The organism is Sciscionella sediminilitoris (assembly GCF_000737195.2).
Lineage (GTDB): Bacteria > Actinomycetota > Actinomycetes > Mycobacteriales > Pseudonocardiaceae > Sciscionella > Sciscionella sediminilitoris.
In genome coordinates this window covers 94,791-103,113 of record NZ_JALM01000067.1, presented here as the reverse complement: position 1 = coordinate 103,113, position 8,323 = coordinate 94,791, and the positions used below count along the sequence as shown (strand labels likewise).

The 8,323-nt window shown below is 66.0% G+C and carries 7 protein-coding genes; 4 read left to right on the top strand and 3 right to left on the bottom strand.

Annotated elements, in window-relative coordinates; genetic code table 11:
- Positions 1 to 823, bottom strand: an 823-nt coding sequence (locus AD72_RS24200; protein WP_031468864.1) for a DUF222 domain-containing protein, incomplete at its 3' end; no start/stop codon positions are given.
- 273 nt (positions 824 to 1,096) lie between these two features.
- Positions 1,097 to 2,041, bottom strand: a complete 945-nt coding sequence (locus AD72_RS24195; RefSeq protein ID WP_031468863.1) for an alpha/beta fold hydrolase — start codon at positions 2,039 to 2,041, stop codon at positions 1,097 to 1,099.
- A 121-nt stretch (positions 2,042 to 2,162) separates the two neighbouring features.
- Between AD72_RS24195 and AD72_RS24190 the strand changes: the two genes are divergently transcribed.
- On the top strand, positions 2,163 to 2,627 hold the full coding sequence (locus AD72_RS24190; protein ID WP_156365355.1) for a hypothetical protein: 465 nt from the start codon (positions 2,163 to 2,165) through the stop codon (positions 2,625 to 2,627).
- A gap of 1 nt (position 2,628) precedes the next feature.
- On the opposite strand, the gene AD72_RS24185 is transcribed toward AD72_RS24190, so the two are convergent.
- Positions 2,629 to 4,572: a family 20 glycosylhydrolase gene (locus tag AD72_RS24185; protein WP_037347168.1), complete on the bottom strand. Its 1,944-nt coding sequence runs from the start codon at positions 4,570 to 4,572 to the stop codon at positions 2,629 to 2,631.
- A 259-nt stretch (positions 4,573 to 4,831) separates the two neighbouring features.
- Between AD72_RS24185 and AD72_RS24180 the strand changes: the two genes are divergently transcribed.
- Genes AD72_RS24180 through AD72_RS24170 form a run of 3 tightly spaced genes read left to right on the top strand, consistent with a single transcriptional unit; the run spans position 4,832 to position 8,323 of the window.
- Positions 4,832 to 5,842, top strand: a complete 1,011-nt coding sequence (locus AD72_RS24180; protein ID WP_031468860.1) for an Lrp/AsnC family transcriptional regulator — start codon at positions 4,832 to 4,834, stop codon at positions 5,840 to 5,842.
- The gene (locus tag AD72_RS24175) at positions 5,835 to 6,788 is read left to right on the top strand and encodes an asparaginase (RefSeq protein WP_031468859.1); all 954 of its coding nucleotides are present in this window, start codon (positions 5,835 to 5,837) and stop codon (positions 6,786 to 6,788) included. The genes AD72_RS24180 and AD72_RS24175 overlap by 8 nt, the downstream gene beginning before the upstream one ends.
- Positions 6,785 to 8,323: an AbgT family transporter gene (locus tag AD72_RS24170; protein ID WP_031468858.1), complete on the top strand. Its 1,539-nt coding sequence runs from the start codon at positions 6,785 to 6,787 to the stop codon at positions 8,321 to 8,323. Before AD72_RS24175 ends, AD72_RS24170 begins: the two co-directional genes overlap by 4 nt.

Below are 8,323 nucleotides of genomic sequence, written 5' to 3'. Positions count from 1 at the left end.
TGCCGTCCATGGTGGTGGCGTGGCCGATGCCTTCGCGCAGGGCTTGTTCGGTCATGGTGACCATGATGGTGAACGGTTCGCCGCCTGATTCGGGAAGATTATCCGGATTCGCTGCAAGTTGGACGATCTCGGCGAACGCGTCCGCATCCCGTTTACTCGGGTGTCGACCTTCCGGGCTGCGGTTCTTGCCCAGCGCGTCGAGGACACCGCGCAGCTTCAAGCCCGTTTCGTTGTCCAGGTGTCCTTCGATGAGCCAATCACTGTTGCGCTGCTGTAGCCAGATTTCTCGGCGTGGGCGCGAGGGTTCGTGGTCATTGGGTTCCTGACCGTCCGGATTCAGCCGCGCGTGTAGTTCCCGGATCGGACGACTCAGCCCACGTGGCCCGGTCTCGGTAGCAATCGTGGCCAGACACTTTTCCGCGATCGGCCAGGACTCACCGGTCAACACATCCGCGGGCAGTTCGGCGGCGAACTTGCGGATCCGATCCACATGCTCAGCACCAACCTCACCATGCGCATACGCTTCCGCCGTGTTCGGCAGATCCGGCGGCAACGGTTCCCCGCTGATCCCCAGCGAACCGAACAACGCCCGCGCACGCTCGGCGATCCGCCGCGCCTCGGCCAAACCCACCCGCGCCACATCCTCGACCATCCGCGCGGGCGAACCCCGATACCCGAACTCCACCGCCGCACCGCGCTTGTCAAGCAGCGCAACAAGATCCAGCATCTCCGCCTCCGCGCGCCGCACCATCACGGCCTGTTCACGGAGCCGATCAAGCAACTCCCGATTCGACAACACCGCCGAACACTCCCCAGCGTTCATGACATCTATAGTACCGGAGATTTGCGCGCTCTTCCGCGGTTCGCACCGGAACCACCCGAACGGACCAGCGTGGTTATTCTGAAATCGTGGTGGGTTTCCAGACCGCTACCGGGTAGTCAGCGGTGAGCTTCCCGTGCTCGGCTCGGGTTTGCTGTTGCCATGGTCGCGTTCTTCGTGTCCCAAACTGCCCGGCGTTCCAGGAGCGGCCCGCCGCTTGCGAAACCTTGGCGACCGGTTCGCACCGGAACCGCCCGAACGGACCAGCAGCCCGAACTATCCCGTGCGTTCGTGATCGATGAACGCGGTCAACGCGTCCACGAGTGCCCCGGGTTGCTCGTCCGGAATGAAGTGCCCGGAATCCGGGATGACGGTACCTGTCGTGTTTTTCGCCCAGGGGCCGAGGGAGGCGGCCATGTCGGGTGTCGAGCCGTGGGAACCGGAGATTCCCATGACCGGGACGGTCAGGTGCTGGCGTTCGAGCGCTTCGTGGTTTTTCCGGGCCGATTCCGCGGCATCGCGGTAGTAGGCGAGCGAAGCCCGGAGGCCGCCCTCGGCTGCGATCGCGGCGGCGTAATGCTCGATCTCGGTGCTGTCGAAGGTGTCCGGGGACAGTGCTTTGACGTTCAGGAACCATTCGAGGTACTCGCGTTCACGGCCGGTGAGCAGTGTTTCGGGGAGATCGGTCACCAGATGGAACGCGAAATGCCAGGTCTTCCAGGCGTGATCGGGGTCCGTCGGGATGGTGTCGGGAAGGGTGATTCCGGGAATGCCCGCATCGAGCAGGGCGACGCCGTGCAGCTGCTCTTCGTACTTCAGTGCCAGGGAGAAGGCGACCCAAGCGCCGATGTCGTGGGCGACGAGCCAGTATTTCGGCACGTCGAGCGCGGTCACCGCGGCCTGGACGCGCGAAGCGACGGTGTGCGTGTCGTAGCTGTCCTGCGGGCGATCGGAGTGGCCCTGTCCTGGCAGATCGATGGCGATCACACGGAAGCGCTCGGCAAGGCCCGGCATCGTTTGGCGCCACGCCCACCAGGTCTGCGGGAATCCGGCCAGCAGGACGACAGCGGGGCCGCCCGGCCGACCGCCTTCCACGGCATGCAGCCGGATACCCGCCGCGTCGACCCAGCGGTGGGTGAACCCCGCGAGGTCGTGCAGTGGCAAGCCGGAGATCGGGTTCTGGCCCTCGGAGTGGTTCGTGGTGGTTGCGGATTCGGTCATGCCCCGAGTCTACCTCATCTTGGAACAACTAGTCCAAGATGAGGTCATGTGTCGCAGACATGTTCAGCTATACCGAACATGTGATATGTTCGGTATAGCTGAACATGTCGAGGAGGAACCGATGGACTCCACGGAAATCGAGGCTGCCTATCGCGCACTGCTGGCCGCGGCCGAATCGATCGGTGACCCGGCCGATCTGCCGGCGGAAACGCGCGCCAGCGTCGACTGGACGCTGAGCCACATCGCGCTCAGCGATCGCATCCTCGCCGAGGCCGTCCGCGATATCCGGGATGGTCGTGCGCCGGTCGTCGACAACCGCGATGCCATGGATGACACAGTCATCGGGGAGCTCATCGCATCGACGAGTCACCGGCAGCGGGTCGAACTGGTACGGCGCAATGCCGCCACTCTCGCCGAGGCGATCCGGACGATCCCGGAGCACGCCGCCGCTACGCCGGTCCTGGTCCGGTTGGTAGGCAGGAAGGACCAGTGGCTGCCGTGGTGGGACCTGGCCCGGATCCGGGCCGCTGAACACATTCCCGGGCACGCCGCGCGGCTCGTCTCGGCCGGGAGTGCGACCGGCTGAGTCAGCCGCGTACCGCGTCGAATTCGGCGACCGCGGACATCGCGGTCGGATCCTTGGCGTGGCTGCTGAGCACTTTCATGGCGAGGTGGCGGACCGTGGTCGGGGCGAATCGGACCACGGTTTCGGCCTCGGTGTCCGGGAATTCGCCCTTGGTGAGGCTGTGCCAGTTCTTCCCGTCCGGGGAACCGAGGATCTCGTAGCCGCGCACCGGAACATCCACGGAGGCACCGATATACGGTGGCAGGTAACGGATTCCGGACACCCGTTCGTTCTTGCCGAGGTCCACCCGCAGCACGGGCGAGCTCTCCGGGCGTGCGTTCCATGCGGTGTACGGGTCGTTGTCGATGGCCGGGCCGCCGTCATTGGTGCCGTCGGTGGCCCGCCAGCCCTGCTGGCTGAGCATTCCCGGATTGGCGCCGTAGTCCCGGTTCGCCGGATCCGCATCGCCGACCCGGTCGTAACGGTCGAAGAAGGCGCGCACATCCCCGGCGGGCTCGCCCCAGGTGCGCGCGGCGAGCACGGCGATCGGGCGCCTGGCGTAGAAATCGAACCAGGAGGCCGGGCTGTTGTGCGCCCGATCGGACCAGCGTGAGACCTTGTACCCGAGAATGTTCCGCTGCGCCGAGAAGTCGTAGGAGCCGTAGACCTCGCGCGGATCGAAATAGCCGTAGGTGCCGGGCCGCTTGCCGAACCCCGCGCTCACATAGAGTTTGGCTTCCTCGGTGCCGATGGTCGGGTACCCTTTCTGCGCCCGGTGCGGGGCCGCGCTCTTCCATTCGTCGACCACGACATTGCGGTCCGGCTTGATCGCGGTGTCATGTTCGAGGTCCCACCACTGCCAGACCTCGGTCTGTTTGCCGTGTGCGCGGATCACCGGATTGAGTTGGTTGATGAAATCGGCGAACACATCGGCGGTGGAGGAGAAGCCGCGCTTTTTCGCGTAGTCCACCAGTTCCGGGCATTTCTGTTGTTCGGCCTCGTTGGGAAGTTCGTCGCCGCCGATGTGGAACCGGGGAGAATCGAAGAGCGGCACGATTTCGTCGAGCAGGCTACGCAGGAAATCCAGGGTCTTCTTCTTGGTGACGTCGAGCATCCAGTGCCCGGTTCCCGCGCCCTCCCAGCCGGTGTCCGCCGGGTAGGAAAGGGAGCGGCAGCTGAACGACAGATCGGGCCGGTAGGCGCCGATGCGCGAGGCGTGCCCGGGAAGGTCGATCTCCGGAATGATCGTCACGTGATAGCGGCGCGCGTAATCCTGTAGCTCGCGCAGATCCCGTTTGCTGTACGCCTGTTTCGAGGTGAGCCCGGGGAATCGGTCGCTCTGGATGCGGAATGCGTTCCAGTCCGAGAGGTGCAGATGGAAGGTGTTCATCTTCCACCAGGACATCTGCCTGATCTGCTGTTTGAGATAGGAGACCGGATAGAACTTGCGGATGTCGAGCATCTGCCCGCGCTCGCCGACCTTCGGCACATCCCGCGCGGTTCCCTTCGGCAGGCTGGCCCGGTCCTTCGCGGTGCGCAATGCCTGCAGCAGGGTGCGCGTTCCGTAGAACACCCCGGCGGAACGGTTTCCGGTGATCGCCGCGGTGTCCCCGATCGCGAGCCGGTATCCCTCTGTGCCGAGGTCCTTCTCGCCCGGTGCCAGGGAGAGCGCGACATCACCGGGGCGCGCCTTGTCCGTGGTCACTGGGATTCCGCGCAATCCCTGCTCGGCGAGCTCGCCGCTGAGTTGTTCGCCGAGGCCGCGCAGGCTCGGATCGGCGACCGCGATCCGGGAACCGGAACCGAGGTGCAGGCTTCCGGTGCCGCCCTGCCAGCTGCTGATCGCGGGCACCGTGACCGGCGCCGGATTCGGCTTCTGGGCGGCGATCGCGGTACCGGGCAGCACCGTGGCGAGGACGGCGGACGCGATGATCAGCCGGATGCTCTTGCGTGGATTCCGATGCATGGCGGGCTCCTCACGGCACGATAGGCACCGACGTTAACTGTCCGAATATGCGTAGTCAACGCTGCCTTCACGCAACTTCAATCAGTAATCGGCCTCCAGGGGAGGGCAAGTCGTTCCGGAAGTGAGGGGCCGGGATTGCTTGTCGCGGTGACCCCAGCGCGTGATCGCGTGATCGCAATGAGGTAAAAGCATTCACCTGTAGGCGGCTAGTGCATGGTTTCGTTCGCAGGTTCGTGTCCACGTGATACTTTTCGTTCCCGTGACCGCCCGTGCGTTGGAGCCGGACGAACTCGATCTCGTCGCCGCACTCCAGGTGAACCCGCGCGCCTCGCTGAGCCTGCTCGCCGAGGCGCTCGACGTATCGGTGAACACCGTCCGCAGGCGGCTCAGCAGGCTCTACGAACAGCGGCTCGTACGTGTGATCGGGCAGCTCGACTGGTCCCAGTCCGGCGACGGGAACCCGTGGCACGTCTGGATCGCGGCCGAGTGCGGTAAGGCGGAGCAGGTGGCCGCCGCGCTGGCCGCCCTCGACGAGGTGCAGATGGTCGCCACCACGGCCGGGCGCTCCGATGTCTACGCCACGGTGCAGCCCGCGCACCGGGAAACCGTGCACACCCTGCTCACCGAGGGAATCCAGGAGCTGCCCGGGATCCGCTCGGCGCGCTCGGAGCTGGTGCTGCGTGCGTTCACCAAATCGAGTTCCTGGCGGCTGCCCAGGCTGGGGGAACGGCAGCTCGCCGTGCTGCGCGCCGAGGAACCGCCGGAACCCGAGACCGGGGAGATCGGCGCCGATGAGCTCACCGCGGTGCGCCTGCTGCACGAGGACGGCAGGATCAGCGCCGCCCAGGTCGCACGCGAACTCGGGGTCGCGCCCTCGACCGCGTACCGGATGACGCGCTCCCTGCTGGACCGCGGGATCGTGCGCCCGAGCGTGGAGGTGGAACCGCGGCTGCTCGGGTACCGGCTCGAAGCCCTGATCGCGCTCGATGTGGCACCGGGCGCGATCGACACGGTCGCGGAGACGCTCGCCGGGCACTCGTCCGCGCGCTATGTCACCACGGTCGCGGGAACCTCCTCGGTGATCCACGGCGGGATGTTCACCGACGAGGAGGCGCTCACCGAATTCCTCACCACCGATCTGGCCGCATTGCCGGGGATCGGTTCCTTCGAGGTTTCCATCCAACTAAATGTCCACAAGAGACATTGGCTGCGCCGGATGGATGGCTGTATCGAATCGCCACAAGGCAGGAAAGGCACATCGCATGAATGATCGTCAGCCGGCCGCGCTCGCCGAGGTAGTGCGCGGCGAACTCGTCGAGTCGGTGCATTTCGGCTCGGTGATCGCCGTGGACCCGGCGGGCACGGTGCTCTTCGAGGCGGGGGACACGCGTTCGCCGATGTATCCGCGTTCCTCGATGAAACCCTTGCAGAGCACGGCGATGCTGCGCGCGGGGCTCGCACTGGACGATGAACTGCTCGCGCTCGCCTGCGCCTCGCACGGTGGCGAGTCGTTCCACCTCGACGGGGTGCGGCGCATCCTGGACGGTGCCGGGCTCGCCGAGGCGGATCTGCAGAACACGCCTGGATTCCCGCTCGATGAGCGGGCGCGCGCGGAGTACGGGAACGTGGCCAGTTCGCTGGCGCAGAACTGCTCGGGAAAGCACGCGGCCATGCTCGCCACCTGTGTGGCCAACGACTGGCCGACCGTGACCTACCGGGCGCCCGAACATCCGCTGCAGCAGGCAATCGCGGCCACCATCACCGAACTCGCGGGTGAGCAGGTCACCGAGACCACCGTGGACGGTTGCGGTGCTCCGCTGTTCGCGATCAGCCTGCGCGGTCTCGCCACCGGATTCGGTGCGCTGCGCAAGGCGGAAACCGAGGCCGCGAAACGGATTTCGGCCGCCGTCTCCGGTTATCCGGAATGGGTCGCGATGACCAATCACGTGAACACCGGGCTGCTGCGCGCGATCCCGGGAAGCATCGGCAAGGGCGGCGCCGAAGGAGTGCTCGCCTTCGCGATCCCGGACGGTCCCGCGATCGCGATCAAGATCGGGGACGGTAATCCGCGTGCGCTGCCCGTGGTGCTGGTCGAGGTGCTGCGCAGGCTCGGCATCAGCGGGGAACGGCTGGACGAACTCGGCACGGTTCCGGTGTTCGGCCACGGGAAACCGGTCGGTGCGGTGCGCCCGGGCGTTGGGCTGTCCGGATCATGACCGCGCAGACGACGGAGAAGCAGGGGCCGCTGCTGCGGTTCCTCGGCGGAGTGGAGCGGGTCGGGAACAAGCTCCCGCACCCGTTCTGGTTGTTCGTGATCCTGTCCGTGGTGCTGGTGCTGGTTTCCTGGCTGCTCGCCGCGTTCGACGTCAGCGTGGTCTCCCCGGCCGATGGCAAGACGCTGCACGTGCGCAGCCTCGTCTCCAACGACGGCGTGCACATGATGGTCAGCGATCTGGTGGACAACTATGTGAACTTCCCGCCGCTCGGGCTGATCACGGTGGTCATGCTCGGGGTGGCGGTCGCGGACAAGTCCGGGCTGCTCCCCGCGATGATGCGGGCGGCGCTGTCCAGGGTGCCCGCCAAGTTCGTCACCTTCGCGGTCGCGCTGACCTGTATGTTCGCCCAGATCGCCGGGGATGCCGCGTTCGTGGTGATGATCCCGCTGGCGATGATCGCCTTCCGCGCGGTCGGCCGGAACCCGATCATCGGCGCGATCATCGCCTATGTCGCGGTCGGCGGGACGAGCAGCGTCGGCATGCTGCCCAGCGGAAGCGATGCGGTCATGGCCGGGATCAGCACCGCGGCCGCGCGCGCGATCGACCCGAACTATCAGGTCGGCACGCTGTCGAACTACTTCTTCTCGCTCGCCTCCGCGATCATGCTCGCGGTGGTGATCACCGTGGTCACCGAACTGGTCGTGGCCAAGCGGGTCAACGCGATGGACGCGCGGTCCCCGGAGCAGATCGAGCTCGAGGAACTGCCGGACATGTCGGTCTCGGACCTGGAGCGCAAGGGAATCCGGCGCGCCATGCTCGCCGCGGTGATCTATCTCGGCCTGCTCGTGCTCGCCATGGTGCCGAGCGGTTCGCCGCTGCGCGGGGACGGCGGGGCGATCATCGACTCGCCGCTGTTCGACGGCATCGTGGTGTTCCTGATGCTGTTCTTCATGATCATCGGTGTCACCTACGGGATCACCGTCGGCACGATCAGCAAGCCCAAGGACTTCCCGGACTACATGGGGCAGGGGCTCCGCGATCTGATTCCCGCGCTCATCCTGTTCTTCGCGATCTCCCAGTTCCTCGGCTACTTCAAGTGGTCCAATCTCGGCCAGGTCATTTCCATCGCCATGGCCCAGTTCCTGAAGGACCTCGGGGCGACGCCGGTGCTCGTGTTCCTCGGCACCGTGCTGCTGATCTGCGTGATGGATCTGTTCATCACCAGTGGTTCGGCGATGTGGTCACTGGTCGCGCCGATCCTGGTGCCGATGCTCATGCTGCTGCACATTCACCCGGAGACCACCCAGGCGCTGTTCCGCATGGCCGATGCCCCGCTGAACAGCATCACCCCGATGAGCCCGTACTTCGGGGTGGCACTCGGGTTCATCCGGCGGACCCGGCCATCGGCGGGGATCGGCACCCTCATGTCGCTCGTGCTCCCGCTCGCGGTGGTCAATCTGGTCGTGTGGTTCCTGATGTTCCTCGGCTGGTACGCGCTCGGGATTCCGCTTGGTCCGGGTGCTCCGGTCGATTAG

Excerpts from the sequence above, each read along its gene's own strand:
- AD72_RS24195 (WP_031468863.1), bottom strand. The coding sequence starts at position 2,041 with ATGACCGAATCCGCAACCACCACGAACCACTCCGAGGGCCAGAACCCG.
- AD72_RS24190 (WP_156365355.1), top strand. The coding sequence starts at position 2,163 with ATGGACTCCACGGAAATCGAGGCTGCCTATCGCGCACTGCTGGCCGCG.
- AD72_RS24185 (WP_037347168.1), bottom strand. The coding sequence starts at position 4,572 with ATGCATCGGAATCCACGCAAGAGCATCCGGCTGATCATCGCGTCCGCC.
- AD72_RS24175 (WP_031468859.1), top strand. The coding sequence starts at position 5,835 with ATGAATGATCGTCAGCCGGCCGCGCTCGCCGAGGTAGTGCGCGGCGAA.
- AD72_RS24170 (WP_031468858.1), top strand. The coding sequence starts at position 6,785 with ATGACCGCGCAGACGACGGAGAAGCAGGGGCCGCTGCTGCGGTTCCTC.